The sequence below is a fragment of the Methanobacterium veterum genome, assembly GCF_000745485.1.
Lineage (GTDB): Archaea > Methanobacteriota > Methanobacteria > Methanobacteriales > Methanobacteriaceae > Methanobacterium_D > Methanobacterium_D veterum.
This window is the reverse complement of sequence record NZ_JQJK01000008.1, coordinates 650,398-674,213: the sequence shown is the minus strand read 5'-3', so window position 1 is coordinate 674,213 and position 23,816 is coordinate 650,398. Positions and strand designations below refer to the sequence as shown.

Here is a 23,816-nt window from a genome sequence, read left to right as displayed (position 1 = left end):
TGTATTATCGTTACATCTACAAATTGGGATTGATTTATGAATATCTATAATTAAAAAAGTTTAGATCAAATTATTTTTATTGGGACAACTATTAGAAAATAAGCTGTTAAATGGAGTTGTATAACATTTAACTGCCATATATTAATTCATTTCAAGTTTATATTTGAAAAAAGTTAGATTCAGCCTATTTATTATCTTTCATACATCTGCAAAATTTCATTTGAGCTTGTAGCTTGTTCGGGGGATTTTTCTTCACGCCATCTGATAAATCTAGGAAATCTTAAAGCCAAACCCTGTTTTTCAGATTCATTCCAGTTACATGTGTGAACAGGGCTTTTAGTTATCTCTGATCCAAGTACTTCTACCACATATTTTGGGGTAAACCAGAAATCAGGGCTCATTTCTTTGGTCACTGTAACTCGTGCTGGACTTTTATCTACTTTTGCGTCCTCAAGTGTTTTAGGTAAGTTAGCTAATTGTTCATCAGAAAATCCAGTTCCCAGTTTACATACGGTCTGGAATACATCTTCATCAGAGTTATAAGCAGCACATAAAAGGGCTCCATAAGTACCGCTTCGTCTTCCCCTACCTGCAAATGCACCTACGATAACTAAGTCAAGGGTATCTGATAGTTCACTGAGATATTCTTTTTTCCATTTAATCCATGTCCACTCTCTTCCCCCAGCTTTATAATATGAATCTTCTGCACAGGATTTACAAACAATACCTTCCAGATTTTTAGTTATACACTCCTGGAAGAAATCATCTATGTCATCAAGGTCAGAACTAACTCTTCGATTGGCTAGTGAAATATATTTTGAACCTTCTACAATTGTTTCAAGTTTCTCCCTTCTTTCGGGGTAGCTTTTATGCATAAATGATTCCTCGTCTACATAAAGAACATCAAACAGCATGTACCTGACAGGAATCTTTTTTCGGTATTCTTTAATTCCATATTTCCTTCGACGCTGCATTAATATCTGGAACGAGCCAAAAAGTTCTTCTTGAAAATCGTAGGCCATTGCTTCCCCGTCTAAAATAGCTTTTTCCACCTTAACATATTTTTGAATATGTTCAATTAAATCTGGAAATTGGTCAGTTATATCGGTTAAACGTCGGGAAAATAATTTTATATTATTCCCATCTTTATGGGCCTGAATACGTTCACCGTCGAATTTTTCTTCAGCTGCAATATCTCGAGACTTAATTTTTTCTCTAATATCTTGAAATTCTGATACTCTTTGGGCTAACATTGCCTTTATAGGTCTATTTAATGAAATTTTTATCTCTTTAACTCCTTGTAACCCTCTGCTACTTAAAGTTCTGGCTATGAGCCCTATATCTGAACTTATGTTGTATGCATGTTCAAGTTCTTTTTTCTCTTTCTTTGAGCCAAAAAATGAAACAGAAAGGCCGTTTAGAACAGTCATATCTCCAATACCGAGTCTCATTTTACCGTTAGCATATCTTGCAATGTATCTCCGCCCCATATCATCTGCATCCAGAAGCATTGAAGCTAATGTTTCAATTTTAACCTTTTGAGAACCTTTACCACTTGCAAAAGCAATTTTTCTAAAGCCTTTATAAATATCATTTACAGATGGATCTTTGTGCTCGTCTAAAAGCCTTTTAAATTTCTTTTCAGAGTCTTTTAGCATTTTACTTGCAACTTCTCCGATATCGCCTATATTCCTTATTTCTTCACCCACATGTGCTTTATCGTAACCACTTGCAAGTGAAATTGCAGACTGTACGGTTTTTTCGCTTAAACCAAGATTAACATCTTCATAACCCGGTCCTATTTCTCCCAGTACTAAATAGCAGACCTCACCTATCTCATCTTCACCTAAATTTTTGAATGTTTCTGCGAGGATGTCTACCATTTCATTTTGAGAACTGGTATTTTCCAGCTTCTCAAGGGTTTTTGTAAATGTTTCAAACTTAATTTTTATCACCGGCATCTCAATACTTTTAAACTTGATGTTTACCTGAATCTTTCAGGTAAGTGTTTTTCAATGTCGCTTAAATTTTTTATAATATCTTTGGGAGTATAAATGGTTAATTTAGAAACCAGATCTTCATTATAAAGCATTTTTTCAGTTAGAGGTACAGAAATACCATTTATTGTTTCGGGATCTTCCATATGCAACGATCCTAAAGGAATACGGCATAATTTACCTGAAGGGGTCTGTGAAGGGTCTATATTAATGGAATTGCCCTGTCTTTCATGGCCTCCTGCTACTTTAAATTCAACCCGTTCATTAATTTTTTTAGCCCATTTACCTGTAAAATTACGTTCAGGATCATTTTTTGAATACTGAAAATGTTCTTCATAGAAGGAACTGGGCTTTAATTCATCTAAAAAGAATAAAACATGAAAAGAATTGCCAGTCCAGTTAATAGATAATTCATAGTTTCCTAATAATTCTTCAAGTTCCTGATCTTCTTTTATAGTTTCTACAAATATTTGTGTGGTTTCCTGTGCCTGTTCTGCAGAAATACCCTTAGAACGGTCTATGTCAAAAAATATCCTGTCAATCTCTTTTCCTGGACCTTCATGATTTGTGGCATAGAAAAAATCAGAAAGCTTTCTTGGAAGAAAATACTGCCATACTTTAGCCTGTAAGTCTGTTATCTCTTCTTTTGCAGATGAGAGGTGTTCTGTTTTTGATCTAAGTTCTAAAAATTCTAAAGTAACAGCTTCCTCAAGCTCGTGAGCAAATAACGGTTCTAACTTAGATCCTCTCTTAAGCAAGTAACGCATTCTTCCAGAAGGCATCCATATCTTACCTGCAAGTTCTCGATCTCCTAAATATTTTTTGAGCTTACTTGCAGCAATAGCATAAATTAATAAAACATCTGTCTGCCCAAATGGTGTGACCAACTCTTCCAGATTTTTTTCAGCAAAGCTTAAAAGAGAATTCATAAAAACCAACCAGTAAAATTTAATATCATATTTGTTAAAATGATTATTTATTCTTTTGCTTGATTAAATTAAGATTTAAGTATAAAATAGATTAAACAGATTGGATTTAATTTGAATCGTATAAAATAAGCTAATTGAATATATTTTAGCTTTGAATAAAAAAATTAGTTGAGTTGATTATAAGAACTTTTTAAAGCGTTCTTTTTCAACTTTACAGATTGGGCATACTTCAGGCGGTTCTTCACGTGCACATAAGTATCCGCAGACGCTGCACCTCCAAACGGGAAATTGGAGAGATGAGGGTGCACCACTTAAGGTTCCTTTTTGGGATTGTTCCCGTTCTTCCAGTGTAGGTCTTCTTTCTGGTATTGCAGGCACTTCTTTTGTACCTTCTAAAATATCTCCTGAAACATAAAGGCCGCAGTAACAGGTATCATAGTCATTTAAATCAGGATCTCTATAATCACATGGGCAGATTATATCTATGTCTATCTCTTTGTCGCCTGCTGCGAGCCTGCAAGGGCAAGATCCATATCCATAACGCTTTTCATTTGTAAGTATGCCTTCTAAAAGTTCTTTTGTAAATTCAATGTTGGGATTCAGGCGGTATCCACTAGATTCCACATCTTTTTTCACTTTTTCGTAAAAATGATCCAGTTCCGCGTCACTTATATTGCTCATGCAAGTTTCTCCTTGATTTCATCTTCCTTGAACCCTACAATAACATCTTTATTGTTTATTACAACCGTTGGAAATGAAAGCTGAGGATTCCATTTTTGAACGTCTTTTATAACATTTGATCGCTCCTCACCTTCTGTAAGGTCAACATAAATATAATTAAATTCAATACCAAGCTCTTCAAGAAGCATTCTGGTTTTCTTACACCATCCGCAAGTACTTAAAGCATAAAGAACTACATTTCCTTTGTTTTTACCTTCTACATGTTCCATGGCCATACTTTTCCTCCAGGAATTTATGAAAAATCTTTTATTATTATGTAAATGCATCTATTTATAATTTTTTAAAGGGATTAAACCTTAATTTCAAAATTAAAAAAGTAAATAGCTTTTATTCATTTATATGGACATATATGTCATAATTTATTAAAAAATGGGCAGATATAACTTAAATTTTTAAAATCAGGTCATTTAAATTATTTTTAAAATACATAACTTTCAGAAGCAATAATAATTAAAAATATCTTTTTAATAGGTGATTTACATTCTCATACTCTTAAAAATATTATGATAATGGTCTTTCAATTAGAGATCCACAATTCTGGCATTCATATATCTCTAACCATCCTGAAGGTTCGTAATAGTATTCGTCCACTTTTACCAGATTGTTAGACCCGCAACTTGGACATGTGCTGTAAGATCTTATCCTTTTAATTAAATTTGATCTTTTAGATATGGACCTCATATAACCACCTTGTAATACTATTATGTGTTTTAGTATTTATTATTTTTCGAGGTGGTCTATAAATCTAAAAATAAAGGTCATGTTAATCAAATTACTTATTTAACATATTTGAATCAAGAATAGGGTCTAAATTAAAAAAAATAGATGAGGGTTAATTTAGCTTAAATTATCCCTTACAATCCTCAAAGCGCAGAATTCGCCGCACATTGTACACATATCTCCGCTTGTGGGCTTACTTTCCCTGTATTTTCGTGGTGTTTCATGGTCAAATGCAAGTTCAAATTGTTTCTTCCAGTTGAAGTTTCTCCGTGCATTTGCCATCTGGAGTTCGTTTTGCCATGCACTTTTAACTCCATTTGCGACATCTGCAGCTTGTGCAGCTATTTTGGATGCTATAACTCCCTGTTTTACAGCTTCAATGTCAGGTATTGCAAGATGCTCTTTAGGGGTAACGTAACACAGGAAATCTGCCCCTGAAGAAGCAGCAATAGCTCCCCCTATGGCAGATGTTATGTGATCGTAACCTGGAGCAAGATCGGTTACAATTGGACCTAAAACATAGAAAGGTGCCCCTTTACAGATGGTTTTTTGAATTTTCATGTTTGCCTGGATTTGATCCAGTGGTACGTGTCCTGGACCTTCTACCATGACCTGAACTCCTGCATCTCTTGCTCTTTCTACAAGCTGACCAAGTGTAATGAGTTCTTGGATTTGGGAAACGTCTGTGGCATCTGCAAGGCAACCTGGCCTTAACCCGTCTCCTAAACTTAGTGTAACGTCGTATTCATGAGCTATTTCAAGTAAATAGTCATAATTTTTATAAAGAGGGTTTTCTTCTTCATTTTGGAGTATCCATGCAGCTAAAAAAGATCCTCCACGACTTACAATACCCATAATCCTGTCAGAATTTTTTACTTTTTCTACAGTATCCCTGGTTATTCCTGAATGGATGGTCATGAAATCAACACCCTCTTTTGCCTGGTTTATTATGGCGTTGAACATATCGTCTTCATCCATGTTAATTACAGCACCTTTTTCTTGGGACGCGCTTACAGCGGCTTCATAAATTGGAACGGTTCCAATTGGAACATCAACTGCATGCATTATTTTTTCTCTAATTGATTTCAGATTAGGCCCTGTACTAAGGTCCATTATAGCGTCAGCGCCGTATTCAACTGCCATCATGGCTTTTTGAATTTCAATATCTATGTCCTCTATTTCTGAAGATGAGCCGATATTGGCGTTGATTTTTGTGCTTAGTCCTTTTCCAATACCTTTGGGAACACTTTTACCATTTATATTCTTTGGAATTGTGATATAACCTTTTGCCACTCGTTTAATAAGTTTTTGAACATCAATATTTTCCTCTTCAGCGACAATTTCCATTTCATTGGTGATCTGGCCTTTTCTGGCGTATTCTAACTGAGTCACGTTTAATCCCTCGTCTTAAAAAATTTAGATAAAACTCTAACTATAACTTTTTACCTTCATGTTAATATAAACTGGTAATACAAAAATCCATTATTAAAGCGGTATATTGCATTATCTGGAATACAATACATTTAACTGCTACTAATAGATTTAACAAGCTTTAAATTAAAATTCACTATAATTTCAATATTGTGTATAGTATTGTATACTTAAAGTAATTACATTTTGCAATACTGGTGATTTATTATTTGGGGACCGTATCTTTTAAAAAAATTACTTCAATTCAGTAATTTTGTATAATTCATAGTTCATGATAGTTGCATTTGGAAGTGCAATTCCTTATCTTAATATATGACTGGTACTAAAAATAAGTCTATGATTAAAAAGCTAAAGGCAGAGGACATCATGATCGAAGAAGTTCACGTAACTTCTCCAAAAGACCTGGTTGCAGCAGCTAAATTGAAAATGATGAGATGTAATGTTGGGGGACTTCCTGTAGTTGATGATAAGAGAATTGTAGGAATAATAACTCATAGAGATGTTCTTTTAGCTGGAGGAGAAGCTTTGGGTCTTAAAGTAAATGATCTAATGACTAAAGAATTATACGTGGCTAATAGAGATACTCCTATACTTGAAATTACAAGAATCATGGCAGATAAAGGTTATCAAAGGATTCCTGTAGTTGAAAATGGAAATCTAGTTGGTCTTATAACTCAAAGCTCACTTATTCGTGCACTTGCAGGGTTAGATTAGTTGATATGCCTGAAATTCAATATTTTTTAAAGACTTGGGGATTAATTTCTTGCAGGTATTTATCAAAAAGTAGGTAGTTTTGATTTTTTTATTTTCTGTTACCTTTCCTCTTTTTACAATTACTTTTTGTAGTGCTTGAGATTAATGAATCAATTTAAATAAAATCAATCAAAATTAAGTTAAATTACAAAAGTTTCAAGTGGCATGTATTAAACAGGATCAACATGGTTAATTATTCAAACTCATTTAAATTATTTAATAACTAATTAAAATATAGAGTAAGTATAAACTATTTTGAATTTAATTTCATAATTACAACCGATAAAAGAGGGATTTTATGAGTTACAGAGGAGCTTCAGAAATATTTTTAAAATCAGCAGGCATATCAATTGGTGACAGTGTCAAAATAACCAAGCAAGATATTTCCTACGAAGGCATGCTTTTAGACAGAGCTGAAGATGCTGATGAGACGCATCTTGTTTTAAAGCTTAAAAATGGTTACAATGTTGGAATAAATATAGAAAATGCAACAATTGAACTCGTTAAAAAGGGTGAAAAACCTAAAATTGAATTATCGAAACTTGATATTGAAAAAGACAGCCAGAAACATGATATATCCATAATATCAACTGGGGGAACAGTTGCATCGATAATTGATTACAAAACTGGTGCAGTTCATCCTGCATTTACGGCTGATGATCTTATTCGGGCTAACCCTGAACTTCTGGAATATGCAAATATCAAAGGAAAAGCAGTTTTAAACATCTTAAGCGAAAACATGAAACCTGAATACTGGGTTAAATCAGCAAGATCCATAGCTGATGAAATAAATGACGGCGCTTATGGTGTTGTTGTTGCCCATGGGACTGATACCATGCACTATACATCAGCTGCGTTGAGTTTTATGCTGGATACTCCGGTACCGGTAGTGCTTACTGGTGCGCAGCGGAGTTCAGACCGGCCTTCCTCTGATGCATTTTTAAACCTTTTAAATTCAGTGACTGCCGCTAAATCAGATATAGCTGAAGTCATGGTCTGCATGCATGGGACTGAAGATGACACCTACTGTGATTTACACAGAGGTACAAAGGTAAGAAAGATGCACACCTCAAGAAGAGACACCTTTAGAAGTATAAATACATCTCCACTTGCACGGGTTCAAAACGGGGGAATTGAAATTTTAGATGAACAGTTAATGTATAAAACAAGGACCGATGGTGAAGTTGAGCTTCAGGATGCTGTAGAATCTAATGTTGCATTTATTAAGAGCTACCCTGGTATTTCTGGTGAAATAATTGAGTATCATATGGATAAGGGATATAAAGGGATTGTTCTGGAAGGTACTGGTTTGGGGCACTGTCCAGAGGAAATTATTCCATCTATAAAAAGAGCAAGGGACAGTGGAATTCCTGTGGTTATGACTTCTCAGTGTCTTTATGGAAAAGTCAACATGAACGTTTACAGTACTGGAAGAAAACTTATAAATGCAGGCGTAATCTCTGCAGGGGACATGTTACCTGAAACAGCTTATGTTAAACTCTGCTGGGCTTTAGGGCAAACTGATGAAATTGAAGAAGTCGAAAAAACAATGCAAACTAACATAGCTGGAGAAATTGAAGATAAAAGCTCCATAAAGTATTTTTTAATGTAATTTGATGATTAACGGTGATTTAATGATTGATTATGAAAAACTTGGACTTAAAATGGGTCTTGAAGTACACCAGCAGTTGAATACGAAAGAAAAGTTATTCTGCCCATGCGATTGTAATCTTACTGATAAAGAACCAGAATTTAAAATTTTAAGGAATTTAAGACCTACACAAAGTGAACTTGGGAAAATAGACCGGGCTGCATTTGAAGAGGCACGAAGAAAACTAAATTTCATCTATGATGCTTATGCACATGAAACTTGCCTTGTTGAAGCAGATGAAGAACCTCCACATCCATTAAATAGGGAAGCACTTGAAGTATCCTTAATAATAGCAACACTCCTCAATATGCATGTTGTGGATGAATTCCATACCATGAGGAAACAGGTAATAGATGGAAGTAATACTGGTGGTTTCCAGAGAACAGGTCTTGTTGCAACAGAAGGTGTTCTGGAAACAAAATATGGAAATGTCCAGATTGACGTTTTATGTCTTGAAGAAGATGCCGCAAGAAGAATTGGACAGGAGAAGGGTAAAGTTAACTTCAGGCTGGACAGGCTTGGAATTCCTCTTGTTGAAATAACAACCGCACCTTCTATAACTCACCCTGAACAGGTAAAAGAAGTTGCATACCATATAGGACAAGTACTTAGGAGTACTAAAGTTAAAAGAGGAATAGGAACTATACGCCAGGATTTGAATATATCAATCCGAGAAGGTGCAAGGGTCGAGCTAAAAGGAGTTCAAGATTTAGATCTTATGTCTACAATGGTTGAAAATGAAGTGACCAGGCAGATAAACCTTTTAAAAATAAAGGATGAATTGAATAATAGAAATGCATCTGTTGACGATGAATTGTATGATATAGCTCCTCTATTAAAAGAAACTAAATCCAAAATAATCGCAAAAGCTGAGAGCGTATTTGCAATTAAATTGAATGGTTTTAAAGGATTAATAGGAATGGAGATTCAGCCGGGTAGAAGATTTGGTACAGAACTTGCAGGGTATGCTAAGAAAATGGGAGTATCTGGACTGTTCCACACTGATGAACTTCCAGCTTATGGCATAACTGAAGATGAAGTTAATGCAATAAATGAGTTTTTAGGCATTGGGGATGAAGATGCTTTTATTCTAATTGCAGATGAAAAAGAAAAAGCCCTCAATGCTTTACAGGAAGTCCAGAGAAGGGCAAAAATCTCACTTCAAGCAGTACCAGAAGAAACAAGAAAAGCATTGCCTGATGGAAATTCAGACTATTTGAGACCACTTCCAACAGCAAGCAGAATGTATGTGGAAACAGATATTCCTGCAATCAGCGTATCAAAAGAGCTGCTTGATGATATAAAGTCTGATTTACCAGAACTTCCAGATGAAAAGAAAGTTAGGATAATTAAACAGTATAATTTAAGTGAAGACCTTGCAAAACAGCTTGTAAGGAGAAATAGGGCTGACAGTTTTGAAGAAATCAAAGCAGAATCTGGTGTGGATTCTACAACGATAGCATCAACTTTAGCTTATACTTTAAAGGAACTAAAAAGGGATGGATGCAGCATAGATGAATTGAATAACAGCATTTTGCTTGAGGCATTTGAACTTTTAGAAAATGGTCAAATATCAAAAGATGCACTTCCTCAGATTTTAGCAAATGTGTGCAGTGAGGGCAATTCACCACAAGAAGCAGCAGAAAGTTTGAATTTAATGATGCTGTCTGAAGGTGATGTTGAAGAGATAATAGCTGAAATAGTTTTCTCAAATAAGAAAATGGTAGAAGAACGTGGAATGGGTGCTATGGGTCCTCTTATGGGTATGTCCATGAAAAAGTTAAAGGGGAAAGCTGATGGGAAGCTTGTGAATAAACTTTTGAGGGATAAGTTACAGAATATAGAATGAGTTAACTTAAAAAAATGAATAATGGATTAAAAGCGTTAAATTTGATTTAGAGCACCTAAAACCGCTGTTTTTTTAGTGGATAAATAGATGCTCGAAATCATCCATTTTAACTGTATTTACGCGCTTTAATTGTATGGTGGTCTGTTTAAATTCTTTAAAATTACAGAATAATTTAGATTATTCACTATAATTAGTGACTTAAGGTGATCTGATGGATGAATATGATGTTATTATTATAGGATCAGGGCCTGCCGGGCTGACAGCAGGAATCTATGCTGGAAGGCAGGGATTAAAGACATTAATACTTGAAAAACAGCTTGCAGGTGGAGCCGGACTGATGGTTCCTAATATGGAAAATTATCCAGGATTTGAATTAGTTTCTGGTAAAGTATTAATAGACTACACTAAAAAGCAGGCATTGAAGTACGCTAAAATAAATGAAATGGAAGAAGTCAAAAAATTAGAAATCATTGGCGACCACGAAATAAAAGTTTCATCCCAGAAAGCAGAATATAAGGCCAAATCAGTGATATTGTGTACCGGAACTACTCATAGAAAACTTAACGCACCTGGAGAAAAAGAATTCCTTGGAAGAGGTGTTTTTTACTGTGCAGTCTGTGATGGACCTTTGTTTATGGGTAAAAGGATTTTAGTAGTGGGTGGAGGTAATACTGCCATTCAGGGAGCTTTATATTTAGATACCATTGGTTCATATACTGCTGTTGCACATAGAAGGGATGAACTTAGGGCTGAAAAATATCTGCAGGAGAAATTAAAAGAAAAAGATATTGCAATGTTCTGGGACTCTGTTATAGATGAAATAAAGGGTGACATGTTTGTAAAAAGTGTAGTACTGCTTAACAAAAAAACTAATGAAAAAAATGAATACCCGATTGATGGAATATTTATAGCAGTTGGAGACATACCTTCAAATGGTATAGCTAAAGATATAGGATTAGAGACTGACAAAAATGGTTACATTATAACTGATAAAAGCCAAAAAACCAATATTCAAGGGATATACTCTGCTGGTGATATCACTGGTGGAGTTAATCAGTGGGTGGTTGCATGTGGAGAAGGTGCAGTAGCTGCTTTGTCAGCTTATGATGACTTAATGAGGATCAGTTAATATCAAATTTGTAAAATAGTCAGTAAAATATCATTAACTTTAAATCAAGCATTAATAGATGCTTTTAATATATTTTTATCTTTTTTTAATTATTTAATAGAGATACAGGTGAATAATATGGAATGTCAGGAGTATGGGCTTACACGAAATACAGAAAGAGACAATTTGAACTTAAATCCTCTCCAGCGTGGGGGAATGCTTCCTATTGAGGCAAGAAAAGCTTTAATTGAGTATGCTGATGGTTACAGTGTATGTGATTACTGTGCTGGAAGGCTTGATGAAGTGCCTAATCCTTCAATAAGTGGATTTTTACAGGATTTAGCGAAATTTATCAATGTTGATGAGGTAAGAACTACACATGGTGCAAGGGAAAGTAAATTTGCAATAATGCATGCGTTATGTGAACCTGGCGATACTGTAATTGTAGATGGAAATGCACACTACACAACCCATCTTGCTGCAGAGCGAAATAAGATTAATGTAATTGAAGTTCCAAATAATGGGCATCCTACATATGAAATAACTCCTGAAAAATACAGGGAAACTTTGGAAAACGCAATTGACAGTGGAATAGATATCAAACTTTCTTTGCTTACTCATGTGGATGGTGACTATGGTAACCTGGCTGATGCAAAAGCAGTGGGTGATGTAGCCCATAAAGCAGGAATCCCTATAATTTTAAACTGCGCATATTCTATGGGAAGACTGCCCATAGATGCTAAAGCATTAAATATGGATTTTGTAGTTGGAAGCGGCCATAAGAGCATGGCGGCATCTGGACCAATTGGTGTGCTTGGAATGAAGGAAGAATATTCGGATGCTTTACTTAAACATTCAAAGAGGCATAAAGTTAAAGAAATTGAAATGCTTGGATGTACTAGTAGGGGAGCTCCAATAGTAACTTTAATGGCATCACTCCCATATGTTGCAGAGAGGGTCAAGCATTGGGGCACGGAAGTTGAAAAGACAAGGAATTTTGTAAGGCAGCTGGAAGAAATTGAAGGTGTTCATCAGATAGGGGTAAAACCAAAAGAACATGACCTCACCAGATTTGAAACACCTATCTTTGATAAAATAGCTGAAAACCATCCGCGAAGGGGCTTTTTCCTGTATGAAGAACTTAAAAAGAGAAATATCGTTGGAATAAAACGTGGACAGACCAAATGGTTCAAATGCAGTGTTTATGGATTCAGCGAAGAGCAGATATCATATATCGCAAATTCATTTAAGGAAATTGTAGATAAGTATAAAGACTTAATTTAAGGAAATTAAAATTTTATTTTTGGTATAAATCCGTAAAGAGCAGATTAGGTTAATTTTATTTATAAAAGGCTGTCCTGATGAATTATTTTAAATTTATTTTTAGGTATTAAGCGAAAATTATTTATTAAATTAAAAGTGATGTATCAATGACTTATTCTCAGGGCAGGGTGGAATTCCCTACCGGCGGTATGCTAATTTAGATTAGTAAGCCCGCGAGCGCTCTTTTTTATTAAAGAGGTCAGCAGATCTGGTTAGAATCCAGAGCCGACGGTGAAAGTCCGGATGGGAGAGAATATGAATGTCTGTAATGTTTTGAATGCTTGTAATATTCAGGTATATTCAGTACTAGGCATGTCTATGTTTTTTTGCCCTGATTCTGGTAAGTCAACTAAAAATGGAGGTTTATTACCATGAATCAAAATTTATTGGCGCAATTCGGTAACTCAGTAGAAAGGGTGGAAAATGCTTTAAATTCCCTTCGCTGTGGTCAAGGTATAATAGTTACCGATGATGAGCAACGAGAAAATGAGGGGGACATAATTTTTGCTGCAGAATCCCTTAATGAGGCCCAAATGGCAATGCTTATTCGAGAATGCAGCGGTATTGTATGTTTATGTCTCAATGAAGAAAAAGTAAATGAATTAGAATTACCCATGATGGTAGAAAATAATTCAAGCCGTTTTAAAACAGCTTACACGATATCTATTGAGGCTGCAGAGGGAGTTACTACTGGTGTATCAGCGGCTGATAGAGTTAAAACAGTTAAAACTGCTATTGCAGATGATGCTCAGCCTGAAGATCTTCACCACCCCGGACATGTGTTTCCTTTAAGAGCCCGTCCTGGTGGAGTATTGGAACGTAGAGGGCATACTGAAGCAGTTGTTGATATGATGGGACTTGCTGGATTAAAACCATGTGGTGTTCTCTGTGAACTTACAAATCCTGATGGGACAATGGCACGCATGCCTGAAATAGTAGATTTTGCTGTAAAGCACAGCATGCCTGTAGTTACAGTTGAAGATATGGTTAACTACCGTAAGCAGGTTGAACTGAACAGCTTAAACTGAGCCTAAAATCTTAACTGGCTAAAATTAATAAGATATTTGTGGAAACCTGAGATATCTCAGGTTTTTTAATTATAATATGATAATTAACTTGTATGTCATCGTAATCGTTTTATTTGATATTAGCAGCCAAAAAGTAATTATAAATTTTATTTCTCCAAAACAGTTTAAAGAGTTGTAAATTGGTAAATATTGGTCTAAATAAGTTAGATGGTACTAATTAGTACAATAATAAGTAATTATCATTTTTTAGCCCATATTTGTTCAATATGCTTAATTAACTATTGCATATTTGTGTATTTACTAAAATGATTTATTAGATGAAATTAAACTTATATTAAGTATAAAAAATTATGCTGTAACTAACATGCTGGAGATGTTGGATACGGCTCTGATTTATGTAATGCTATTAGTACAGCATGGGGAAGTAATGTGGATATACATGAACTCAAAGCAGCAATAGAAGATCCATCAGCAAGGAAAAAGTTTGATAATGATCCCGATAATGAAAATAATAATCTGAATGAAGAGCTTACTGAAAGGGATAATCTTTTAGAGAAATATGGGCTCAAAGATATGGAAGAAAAGGAAATCGATGAACTTTTAGGATCATATAGTCGAGATACTTTAAATAATAAAGAACTTGAAAGCATGGAGCGAATTCTATCTAAGAAGATACATAGTGCTGTAATGTCTTTAAAGGCCATAAAAAAAGCTGCAGTTGAAGTATTCATAGATTATTCTGATGAATTATATGGAGTAGTGACAATCATTATAGAATATGAATCTAAAGGCTTTTTAGACAAAATAATGGGACATTCAAATAGTGTGGATGCTGAAACAATAGAAGTAACTCAAATAGAAATAAGTGAACTTTTTAATTCTTATGATCTTGTTGAAAATTTTGAAATAAATATAGAATCATTTTAATTATTTATCCAAATATTTTCATTTTAATTTATGTGATGGTTGTGTGCTGTTGTTTGTTTAATCTTAATTTGTAGTATGTGCAGTGGCTATAAAAGCTCTTTTATTTAATTGCTCCCATTCTATGGTATTGAAACCTGCATTTTCCAGTAATTTACGAATTTCTGATTCGCCGTAAATTTTAATATCTCCATCTTTGTTAAAAGGCATGAATATATTAGCAAATTGCCTGAAAGGTGTAGCTAACCATGGATCTGTAATTATGAAATTTCCTCCTGCTTTAAGTACCCTTTTAACTTCTGCCAAAACGTTTGCAGGATTGGGGTAGTGATGAAATGAATCAGTACATATGACCATATCAAAACTGTTGTCATTGAATGGTAGACTTTCAGAGTCGCATAGTCTTAAATCTGCAGTTTCGTCCAGCTTATTTCGAGCAATATTTAACATTTCTGGTGAAAGGTCAATTCCAACGATTTGAACTTCATATTTGGAAGATATGAGTGATAAGAGGTTTCCTGTACCACATCCTACATCTAAAAGTTTATTAAAGGAAAATTGGTTTAATTTCTGAAGTACAGTGTTATATAGGGCATTAGCGTGCTTTCCATAATACCCTGCGTCGTAGTTTTCAGCCTGTTGATTGAAACTCTTCTTTGATTTTTCTTTATAATTATCTGCTTTATTTTTTAACATATTTTCCCTTCAGTATTTGTTTATTATTTTCATTTGCCATTTATGGAAATTATTTTATTTTGAATATAATAAACGATTGCCTTGGTAAGAAACCAAATTTTTCTGATGCATCAAATCCTGCTTTCTTCATGATGTCTATCACAGTTTTTTCGGGAGTATAATGTCCGAACATACCTACAAAGCGGGATTGTTCCTTTTTATAATCCATTATAACTATTTTTCCATCTTTTTTTAAAAATTGTTTTATATTTTTAAAGTATTCAACAGGTTCTGGGAGATGATGAAATACATTCCTTAAAAAGAATATATCTGCTGTTTCGGGCAATAAAAACCCTTTTTCATTAGCTAATACTGGTTTTATATTATTAATCATCTCTTTTTTTGACTTATTATCTATAAAAGCCAGTGATTTCTGGTTGGTATCAATTGCGTATACTCTGCCCTTTTTCCCTACTTTTTTGGAAAATTCAAAGGTAAAATATCCTCCTCCAGCACCAACATCTCCAATAATATCTCCTTTATGTATATTTAGATTCTTTAAAACTTCTTCTGGTCTGTTTTCAAGTGAAGCAGCTTTTTTATTTAGCATGTTCAATCTTAAGTTTGTAAACATTTTCATCCCACTTTAAAATTCATTGATTGGCCGCTTCAAGGGGGGCATCCGTAAGTATTGTACCCCAATTAACTCCAGAACCTGCTTCTGGTGTTATCAATAAACCATTTTTTTCAATTTCTCCAAGATTTGCCACATTTGCAGCCAGTTTATGTAATGAAATAAAGTTATTATCATCTACTTTTTCTGTTTTAGGGATGGATAGAGTTTTATATCCCTTTTGTTGCAGTAATTTGCTTAAACTCGTCGTAATTGCGTTTAATTGTTGGTTGGTTTCATTATAAACTTTGGTATTTTTATCTACTGTTTTACGTGTGGCTGTATAAGGTAATGTAATTCCAATGGATATTGCTCGAGGATACTCATCAAAAAATGATTCATACTGTTTAAGTATGTCATTTTCTGCAAGGGACAAGTCTGCAATGCCTAAATAATAATCTTCACACTCTTTTTCAATAATTCTTCTTATTGTGTTCTCAAATTCCATAATTGTTCCCTCCTAAACTTTAAAATTATATTTTATAGTATGTAGTCCTCCTAATTTTTAAATAAATGTTTGAATGGGGGTTTAATCCACAATTTCAAACATTAAATATCTTTTTTAATTAAACCCTGTTTTAGCTATTATTCATCTTGTCATTGATTTTCTGAATAATGGTACGGCAATAGCCATTGTAACGATACCAAACACTATAAGTATGACTATCTGTGTCATTACCTCACCGATACCTGCGTTCAAGAGCATTATTTTACGCATTGCATCTGCAGCATATGTCAGGGGAATAAACTGCGAAATAATCTGCATGAACCAGGGCATCTGCTGAATTGGGTAGAATACACCTCCAAGGAACATCATTGGGAACATCAGCAGGTTCACGATCATTGTACTTGATGCCTGGTCTCCAGACATGGAAATGGCCATTATTCCAATTCCTATGAAGCTGAATATCCCAAGGAGAAGCATGAAGAATGCCAGCAGGATATTTCCCTGAATAGTGACTCCAAAGAGGAGTATCGCGATTGCAAGTATTATTACACATTGAATTAGACCTCTTGTACATAATGCGGCAGTTTTACCGATTATAACAGATATCTGACTAATAGGTGCAGATAGCATCCCGTCAAATGTACCTATTTCCTTTTCTTTGGAAATGGCTTCCGGAATACCTGTCATAACTGACATCATCACAATCATGATCATCAGTCCAGGTGCCAGGAAGTTGAAGTAATTTGTCTGGCCAGGTATAGATGTCTCGACATTTGGAGTATAAGGGAAAATCATCGCCTGGGGATTAACGATCTGATTTGTAGCCTTACTCAAGGTCATGACGTTGGCTTCTGCTTTAATGTTGTTCATATTAATTACTGTACTTGATAGCGCTTGTTGGATCTGTGCTGAGCTTTGGGGTATACTGTTATCAATATAAGCCGTGAAAGTACCAGATTTTCCATTTGTTATATTATCGGAGAATCCCTGCGGTATAATAATTACACCTGATAGTTTTCCTTCTTTTACCTGTGTCATGGCATCATCAACACCCGTGAAGTTCGTTAATGCCATATAATGGGTGTTATTATTAACTGTTTCAAGCTGTGCTATGAATTCGCTACTTCCCTGTCCATGATCTAGGTTAACCAGCCCTACTGGCATGTTCAATTGAGTGTTACCAGTTGGGAAAATGAAACCGAACATGACCAGGAAAATCAAAGGCATGATAAAAAGGGCTGCCAGAGACATTTTGTTGCGCCTAAGTTCAAGCATGTCCTTAGCCATTACATGATAACTGTCTTTTAACATCTTCATTGCGTCCATGTTTTTACCTCATCCTTGCTTTAAATGTGTTTATCTCTATAAATTCGTTTCCTGTATTTTGATTAACTACTTTAATTGCATTTGTTCTGCATGCTTTTTCGCAGCGGCCACATCCGGCACATTTTTCAGCCTCTATTGAAACTCCATTAAATTTATCAACCTGAATGGCATTAAATAAAAATGGACATGTGCTTTTGCAGAGGGCACAACAGGTGCATTTATCGGGGTTTACAACTGCAGCGACTCTAGGTATTCCAAATTTTTGTCTTTGGTTAAACATTCTGTGGAAACGAGCTGCAGCACTTCTTATACTCATGATCTCACCTCACCCGTGCTTTAGGTGCATGTCCATGCCCATGATGTGTTGGGGCTGCTTTTTCACTGGCCTGGTCACGCATTTCTTTACCGGTTACAGCTAAGAAAACATCTTCTAGAGTTGATTCATTGCTGTTTGTTATTGATGCGATATTACCGCCTTCATGACGGATCGCATCGATGATCTGATTAAGTGCATCGTCACCTTTAGCACTAATTTTCAGATTATAATCGTCTTGTTGGGATACTGCAGTTACAACATCAAGTGAATTGATCTTTCCAATTAAATCAGATGTTAGATTTGTAATTTTGGTGCCGAAAACTGTTGTATCGCTGTTTGTTATCATATTCTTCAGTTTCTGCGGCGTATCAAGGGCAGCGACTTTACCATGGTCGATAATAGCAACTCTGTCGCTCAAGGCTTCTGCTTCTACCATGGCGTGAGTTGTAAGTATCACTGTTACTCCACTGTCGTTGATTTCCCTTGTAATGTCTCTTATGGAAAATGTTGTCTGTGGGTCAAGCCCGAGTGTTGGTTCATCCATGAATACAATCTTGGGCTCTGGCAATAATGCTCGGATAACATTAATTCTCTGTTTCATACCTGTGGAAAATTTAGATATCTGTGTGTTCTTCCATTCCTGCATGTCAACCAGTTCAAGCAGTTCGTCAATTTTTTCTTCAAGTTTCTGCTTTGGTATTTCATAGAGTTTTCCAAAGAACCTGAGGTTTTCAGCAGCGGTAAGTCTGTCATACATAATCATTTTCTCTGCAACCAGTCCAATATTTTCCCGAACTCTGGCAGAATCTTTAATCAGATCATAACCTGCAACTTTAGCCGATCCAGATGTAGGTTGGGCGAGCGTACAGAGCATTCTTATGGTGGTACTTTTACCCGCACCATTTGGACCTAAAAAGCCAAATATTTCTCCCTCTTTTACAGTAAGTGATAAATCATCTACTGCTGTAAAATCACCAAACTTTTTAGTGAGTTTATTTAATTCTATGGCATATTCCGTCATATTTTTCTCCTATTTCTCATTTTATTTACTGATCGAAGAGAGCCGTAGCTAACTTAAATCTAAATACGCAAAAATATATAGCTAAACGCTGCTTCTAGCAGTCTTTATGGTGTAATTGGACTATTTGTTGTCTTAATTAATTATTAACTTTAAATCATTACTCTTTGAGCGAATCCTTCATTTTTTTGAGCCTTTCACTCAGTTCTCCTATTCTTTCTTCATGTGGAATTAACTTCTCTCTTTTAATATTTTCAAGGAGAGAGATATAACTACCAATTTCGTTTAATGAGTGTTCTACTGCATGTGCTCCTCTATCCATTTGTCCTGCACTCGATCTGAATTGTCCGAATATTTTATGGGCCATTTCTTGCCCTTTATCTGTAAGTTTATATCTTCCGTCTTCTTGTTTGACTATTAACTCTTCAGCAACCATTTTTTTAAGCATTGGATACACTGAGCCGGGTGAAGGTCTTCGTGATGTACGTTTCATTGCCCTCTGTAGATGTTGTTGGTAATGCTTATCCTCTTTCATATGGCGCATTCGATCATCATGCATTCTATGCATTGCTTCATGATGTTCTTGAATAGCGTCCATAATTTCTACACCATTTTTTGGGCCATCCTCTAAAACATGAATTATCCAGATTCTCAAACCGCCAAGTCTTCCTAGTTCTTCCAATCTGTCATGAACGTCCTTTAAACTGCTCAACTTATCTCTCCAGTTATCCCACATATAGAATCATTACCTCCTATCGTACTGCCGATATAATATCGTTAACTTGATATTGAATATTAGTTATACTTTCTTTTACATTAAATTTAAAGTATATTCATATTATCAATATCAAGTACTCGATATCGACTGATCGATATTATTGTGAAACTTATATAAATAGATTGCGGTATTTTGATCTAAATAAAACAGAAAACAAGTTAAAACTATTTTAATGCTGAAGGGTCAAATAGTTAGAAATCAATATTTTTCCTGATCCATTCCACAGAATCTTTAATTGATTCTTTTATAGGTCTGGGAAAATAACCTAGCTCATTAAACGCTTTATTAGAGCTTATTTTGGAGTTACTGTTAATTACCTCAATGGAATATGCCGTAAAAAGAGGTTCTTTGCCAGTAACTTTATAATACAATGGATAAACTTTACTTACTGCCTTGACAAGCCATAACGGTACTTTTAATGAGGGAGCTTTTATTCCAGTAAGTTTTTCAAGCTCCAAAAATAAGTCCTGTACTGAAATCTGTTCGCCGGCCAAAACGTAGCTTTCGCCGCATTTTCCCTTTTTGCAGGCCAGTATTATTCCCTCTGCCACATCTCGAACATCAACAAAGTCATAAGCCCCATCAACTCGGGCTTTTAAATCGCCTTTCATAAAGTTAATAAACAAATGTCCCATTTGAGATATTCTGTAATCATAAGGCCCTATAACTCCACTGGGACAAACCAGCACTGCATCAAGGTTTTTGTCAATACCTTTAATCACTTCAAGAGATGCTAAAGCCTTTGACCTGTCGTAGCTTCCCCTTGTACATTCTGGATCGTAATCGCATGTTTCATCAATTACTGTACCGTGAGGAGGTTCTTTAAGGGCATGAACAGAGCTAACATAGACCATGCGTTTCACATTATTTTTTAAACAGGCGTTAACAATGTTTTTTGTTCCTTCAACGTTCACATGGTAAAGAAAATCATCATTTCCAGATGATATTGTTACAATACCTGCTAAATGATAGACAATTTCGGCGCCACGAAATGCTTTAATAAGTGAATCCGCATCACGCACATCGCCTTCAACTATTTCAACTTCTAATCCGTTAAGAGGCTCGGTGTCTTCAAATGGGGGTATAATTACCCTTACAGTTTCGCCTCTTGCCAGTAGTTTGCGGACGAGTACATTTCCAATGTGCCCTGTCGCGCCTGTAACAGCTATCATTGTTATCTTAATCCACTATTATAAATTAATGCTTAATCTTACCATATCCATACATTCAATACCATTTTCTATTATTTTTTCTTTATAATGCTGCTTAAAATAGTCACGATCAATGCCAGTAATCCTAAAACCACATTTTTGATATAATGCTATTTGTGAAATGCCACAATTTCCTGTGCAAACCTCTAGGATTTTTGCATTCTTTAATCTGGATTTAGTTATGGCATCTAAAACCATTTTCTTTCCAATTCCCTTATTCTGGTATTGCTTTTTCACAGCAATATTTACTAATTCCATTGTAAATGGTCTTGTTTTTAAAATTACGTAAATTCCAACTATTTCGTGGCCAATATATGCACCATAACAAGTTCCTCTTTTAATATAATCCTCAATAGCTTCTTTGGAGTCATCAGCTAAAAATAACAAGTTGTAAGGAATATTTACATTCTCTTTTAGTTTTTTAATACATACATCAACCAAATATTTCCCTCCTTAATTAAATGTATCTAATTCGGAATTATAAATTTTAACGTTCATGTCCCGGATAAAGTACAATGATTTATGTATTTATTGAATGTATAATGTCCGTTAATTTAACATTGTACTTTGAAAAATTTTAAATTAATATTATCTTTGGATTTGAAATGATAACTGGAGAAATAGAATTAAAATCAATCATTTCAAAAACTGGAATTCCCATCGCAGGTTATGCCGATTATTTTGCTGTTCAGGAAAACCTCTCAAAAATTCTCTGAATTTTTGGAGCCCTCGAACATGAAATGTTCGGGGCGTCGAAAGCACGCTTTCGACAGCACGAAACCTTTGGTTTCGTAAGCTACGGTTTTCCTTCAACATGTGAAAAATTTCATTTTTCACGGTTGAAAATCTCCGATTTTCAAACATCAAAATCATAGATTTTGACAGATTTTTAACATGTTTGAAAATTTGAATGTTACTGGAACTGTTGGGGATGTGTTAAAGAGTTTTTAGGAGATAAACACTATGATTTACTGTCAAAATATATGAAATTTATTCTCCTGAAAACTCTGTACTGGGAAATTATTGAAAAAGAAATAGTGGAATTTTGCAGGGCAGAAAAATTAGATTGTAGAATATAGTTCCACCATAAATAAAAGAAAATGGTTTTAATCATGGAGTTGACTAAATTCAAAGGTTATTACCCTATTTTAATTACTGGAAACTGCACTTCAGTGAGCAATTCACTTGGTTCTGTTTCACTGGGATTGTTAAGATAAACTTCTGTAACAGGCCCTATTATATCATATCCATTTTTATCTGCATATTCTGCTAATCCACGGATTACAGGCCCAACTTCGGTATAAGGTCCTTTATGAAGTGTTGTAATTACAGTATGTTCTGGAATTATTTTAACCATTACTTTTCCTTCATCTTCTGCATTACCTTCGAAGGAAGCACCTATTTCATAACGCAGTTGTTCTGGGGGTACATCTTCGGGGCTGTTAAAATAAGCTCCATAAATCATTCCAGTCATATTCAATCCTTTGTCTGTTACCCATTGTACTGTTTCTGCAATAAGTTCCGGAATCTTCTCGTAACCACCTTTGTACCGCATAAAGGCTACCTGTGTATCTTTAACTCTTTTCTCTTGTACTTCCATAATTATTCCTCGGGTAAACTATTGACCTGCATACGTAACTATTTTTTCATCACTGGAAATTGAACCTCAGTAAGTAACTCGTTCTCTGATACTTCCATAGGATTGTTCATGTATATTTCTTTAACTGGTCCTACTATATTATAACCGTTTTCATCGGCATATTTAATTAAAGCTTGATATATCTGCGCAGCCTGTCCGTATGGTCCTTTGTATACTGTAGAAACGGCTTGATGGGCAGGAATTTCTTTAATTTTAACTTTACTGTTTCCATTTGCATCTCCTATAAATGTAATCCCCATTTCATATTGTAGTTCTTCTGGAGGTACATCCATTGGACTATTTATGTATACTCCATAAGGAGGCTCTGTAATCTGTAAATTCTCTGCCGTAACATAACCAACTACTTCTTCTAAAATTTCAGGTATCTGATCGTAAGGACCGGTTACAGATACATAAGCTGCTTTACTTTCTTTTATATTCTTAATTTCTATTTTCATAATTGTACTTCCTGACAATTTCTTTAAAATAAAGATATTTATTATATTATAACAAGTATATGGATAATAGAAATATAGATTTAGTAAGAGCGCATGAAAACTACTAAATATTAAAATAAGAATAATATCACGTTTATTGGTCAAATGGATTTATTATTTTGTATTAAATGAAAAACGATTGTAAAAATGCATATTTACTTTTTAATTACAGGAAAACGCACTTCAACTAATACTTCATTTCTTAAGACTTCAGGGGTGCTGTTAATATAAATCTCAGTAGCAGGTCCGGATATTAAATATCCATTTTTAACGGCATGTTCCAGTAAAGTGTGGTAGACCTGATTCATCTTATTATAGCTGCCTTTATGTATAGTTGATACAACTTGATTTTCAGGTATTTTTTTAATTTGTATCCTCCCTTCTCCAGACACATCTCCCGTGATGGGAATTCCTATTTCATAATGCAACTCTTCATGGTCTACATTGATGGTGTTGTTAAAAAAGGTACAGTAATAATGTTCAATAGTTAATATATTGTTTTTTATAATGTACTCTATTAATTCACCAAAAATGTAGGGTATATTGTCACGTCCGGTTGCTATTATATATGCTACCTGCTTTTCTTTGATATTTTTAAATTTTATTTCCATAAAACGCCTCTAAATAGGCTTATATTTTTAAATTAGTTTTTAGAACATGTACTGTAAATATGAATCTCATAAGGATACTCATTTATGTAAGAGCACCTGAAAACTAATCTAATTCGAAATAGGGACATGTTTCTATTTTTTAGATGTAAATAAAGACAATAAATTACTTT

General features: G+C 34.7%; 25 protein-coding genes and 1 riboswitch. Of the genes, 7 read left to right on the top strand and 18 right to left on the bottom strand.

Annotated elements, in window-relative coordinates; genetic code table 11:
- Positions 1-191: 191 nt before the first annotated feature.
- The 6 genes from EJ01_RS03530 to thiC all read right to left on the bottom strand — a co-directional run bounded on the left by EJ01_RS03530 (position 192) and on the right by thiC (position 5,779).
- Complete coding sequence (locus tag EJ01_RS03530) at positions 192-1,955, bottom strand: ATP-dependent DNA ligase (RefSeq protein WP_052375790.1); 1,764 nt, start codon at positions 1,953-1,955, stop codon at positions 192-194.
- Positions 1,956-1,984: 29 nt separating this feature from the next.
- Positions 1,985-2,926, bottom strand: a complete 942-nt coding sequence (locus EJ01_RS03525) for a hypothetical protein (protein WP_048080501.1) — start codon at positions 2,924-2,926, stop codon at positions 1,985-1,987.
- Positions 2,927-3,103: 177 nt separating this feature from the next.
- Positions 3,104-3,607 (bottom strand): ferredoxin-thioredoxin reductase catalytic domain-containing protein, encoded by a 504-nt coding sequence (locus EJ01_RS03520; RefSeq protein ID WP_048080500.1) that lies wholly within the window; start codon positions 3,605-3,607, stop codon positions 3,104-3,106.
- Positions 3,604-3,882: a glutaredoxin family protein gene (locus EJ01_RS03515; RefSeq protein WP_048080499.1), complete on the bottom strand. Its 279-nt coding sequence runs from the start codon at positions 3,880-3,882 to the stop codon at positions 3,604-3,606. Before EJ01_RS03515 ends, EJ01_RS03520 begins: the two co-directional genes overlap by 4 nt.
- Before the next feature lie 286 nt (positions 3,883-4,168).
- The gene (locus tag EJ01_RS03510) at positions 4,169-4,348 is read right to left on the bottom strand and encodes a hypothetical protein (protein WP_048080498.1); all 180 of its coding nucleotides are present in this window, start codon (positions 4,346-4,348) and stop codon (positions 4,169-4,171) included.
- A gap of 156 nt (positions 4,349-4,504) precedes the next feature.
- On the bottom strand, positions 4,505-5,779 hold the full coding sequence (thiC, locus tag EJ01_RS03505; RefSeq protein WP_048080497.1) for a phosphomethylpyrimidine synthase: 1,275 nt from the start codon (positions 5,777-5,779) through the stop codon (positions 4,505-4,507).
- Between the two features lie 375 nt (positions 5,780-6,154).
- On the opposite strand from thiC, the gene EJ01_RS03500 reads away from it, so the two are divergent.
- The 7 genes from EJ01_RS03500 to EJ01_RS03470 all read left to right on the top strand — a co-directional run bounded on the left by EJ01_RS03500 (position 6,155) and on the right by EJ01_RS03470 (position 14,457).
- On the top strand, positions 6,155-6,532 hold the full coding sequence (locus EJ01_RS03500; RefSeq protein ID WP_048080589.1) for a CBS domain-containing protein: 378 nt from the start codon (positions 6,155-6,157) through the stop codon (positions 6,530-6,532).
- Positions 6,533-6,869: 337 nt separating this feature from the next.
- Entirely contained in the window at positions 6,870-8,183 is a 1,314-nt protein-coding gene (gene gatD / locus EJ01_RS03495) for a Glu-tRNA(Gln) amidotransferase subunit GatD (protein ID WP_048080496.1), read from the top strand.
- Between the two features lie 25 nt (positions 8,184-8,208).
- Entirely contained in the window at positions 8,209-10,071 is a 1,863-nt protein-coding gene (gene gatE, locus EJ01_RS03490) for a Glu-tRNA(Gln) amidotransferase subunit GatE (RefSeq protein WP_048080588.1), read from the top strand.
- A gap of 211 nt (positions 10,072-10,282) precedes the next feature.
- Positions 10,283-11,200 (top strand): FAD-dependent oxidoreductase, encoded by a 918-nt coding sequence (locus tag EJ01_RS03485; protein ID WP_048080495.1) that lies wholly within the window; start codon positions 10,283-10,285, stop codon positions 11,198-11,200.
- A gap of 117 nt (positions 11,201-11,317) precedes the next feature.
- Complete coding sequence (pscS, locus tag EJ01_RS03480) at positions 11,318-12,463, top strand: O-phospho-L-seryl-tRNA:Cys-tRNA synthase (RefSeq protein ID WP_048080494.1); 1,146 nt, start codon at positions 11,318-11,320, stop codon at positions 12,461-12,463.
- A gap of 149 nt (positions 12,464-12,612) precedes the next feature.
- Positions 12,613-12,761, top strand: a riboswitch (FMN riboswitch).
- 112 nt (positions 12,762-12,873) lie between these two features.
- Complete coding sequence (gene ribB / locus EJ01_RS03475) at positions 12,874-13,530, top strand: 3,4-dihydroxy-2-butanone-4-phosphate synthase (protein ID WP_048080493.1); 657 nt, start codon at positions 12,874-12,876, stop codon at positions 13,528-13,530.
- A 429-nt stretch (positions 13,531-13,959) separates the two neighbouring features.
- Positions 13,960-14,457: a DUF2226 domain-containing protein gene (locus EJ01_RS03470; protein WP_048080492.1), complete on the top strand. Its 498-nt coding sequence runs from the start codon at positions 13,960-13,962 to the stop codon at positions 14,455-14,457.
- A gap of 63 nt (positions 14,458-14,520) precedes the next feature.
- Here the strand turns inward: EJ01_RS03470 and EJ01_RS03465 are convergent, their stop codons facing one another.
- From EJ01_RS03465 to EJ01_RS03410, 12 genes are all read right to left on the bottom strand, one after another.
- The gene (locus EJ01_RS03465) at positions 14,521-15,150 is read right to left on the bottom strand and encodes a class I SAM-dependent methyltransferase (protein WP_048080491.1); all 630 of its coding nucleotides are present in this window, start codon (positions 15,148-15,150) and stop codon (positions 14,521-14,523) included.
- Between the two features lie 49 nt (positions 15,151-15,199).
- Positions 15,200-15,763, bottom strand: coding sequence for a class I SAM-dependent methyltransferase (locus EJ01_RS03460; RefSeq protein ID WP_048080490.1), 564 nt, complete (start codon positions 15,761-15,763; stop codon positions 15,200-15,202).
- A 19-nt stretch (positions 15,764-15,782) separates the two neighbouring features.
- Positions 15,783-16,250: a hypothetical protein gene (locus EJ01_RS03455; RefSeq protein ID WP_048080489.1), complete on the bottom strand. Its 468-nt coding sequence runs from the start codon at positions 16,248-16,250 to the stop codon at positions 15,783-15,785.
- Between the two features lie 141 nt (positions 16,251-16,391).
- A complete protein-coding gene (locus EJ01_RS03450; RefSeq protein WP_048080488.1) occupies positions 16,392-17,576 on the bottom strand; it encodes an ABC transporter permease in 1,185 nt (394 codons plus the stop codon).
- Between the two features lie 4 nt (positions 17,577-17,580).
- The gene (locus EJ01_RS03445; RefSeq protein ID WP_052375788.1) at positions 17,581-17,892 is read right to left on the bottom strand and encodes a 4Fe-4S binding protein; all 312 of its coding nucleotides are present in this window, start codon (positions 17,890-17,892) and stop codon (positions 17,581-17,583) included.
- Positions 17,893-17,896: 4 nt separating this feature from the next.
- Positions 17,897-18,913, bottom strand: a complete 1,017-nt coding sequence (locus EJ01_RS03440) for an ABC transporter ATP-binding protein (RefSeq protein ID WP_048080487.1) — start codon at positions 18,911-18,913, stop codon at positions 17,897-17,899.
- Positions 18,914-19,070: 157 nt separating this feature from the next.
- A complete protein-coding gene (locus EJ01_RS03435; protein ID WP_048080486.1) occupies positions 19,071-19,646 on the bottom strand; it encodes a PadR family transcriptional regulator in 576 nt (191 codons plus the stop codon).
- A gap of 233 nt (positions 19,647-19,879) precedes the next feature.
- Entirely contained in the window at positions 19,880-20,860 is a 981-nt protein-coding gene (locus EJ01_RS03430) for an SDR family oxidoreductase (protein ID WP_048080485.1), read from the bottom strand.
- A gap of 18 nt (positions 20,861-20,878) precedes the next feature.
- Positions 20,879-21,340 (bottom strand): GNAT family N-acetyltransferase, encoded by a 462-nt coding sequence (locus EJ01_RS03425; RefSeq protein ID WP_048080484.1) that lies wholly within the window; start codon positions 21,338-21,340, stop codon positions 20,879-20,881.
- 697 nt (positions 21,341-22,037) lie between these two features.
- On the bottom strand, positions 22,038-22,499 hold the full coding sequence (locus EJ01_RS03420) for an AraC family transcriptional regulator (RefSeq protein ID WP_048080483.1): 462 nt from the start codon (positions 22,497-22,499) through the stop codon (positions 22,038-22,040).
- Between the two features lie 38 nt (positions 22,500-22,537).
- Positions 22,538-22,996 (bottom strand): GyrI-like domain-containing protein, encoded by a 459-nt coding sequence (locus EJ01_RS03415; RefSeq protein WP_048080482.1) that lies wholly within the window; start codon positions 22,994-22,996, stop codon positions 22,538-22,540.
- A gap of 194 nt (positions 22,997-23,190) precedes the next feature.
- The gene (locus EJ01_RS03410; RefSeq protein WP_048080481.1) at positions 23,191-23,646 is read right to left on the bottom strand and encodes a GyrI-like domain-containing protein; all 456 of its coding nucleotides are present in this window, start codon (positions 23,644-23,646) and stop codon (positions 23,191-23,193) included.
- Positions 23,647-23,816 lie beyond the last annotated feature (170 nt).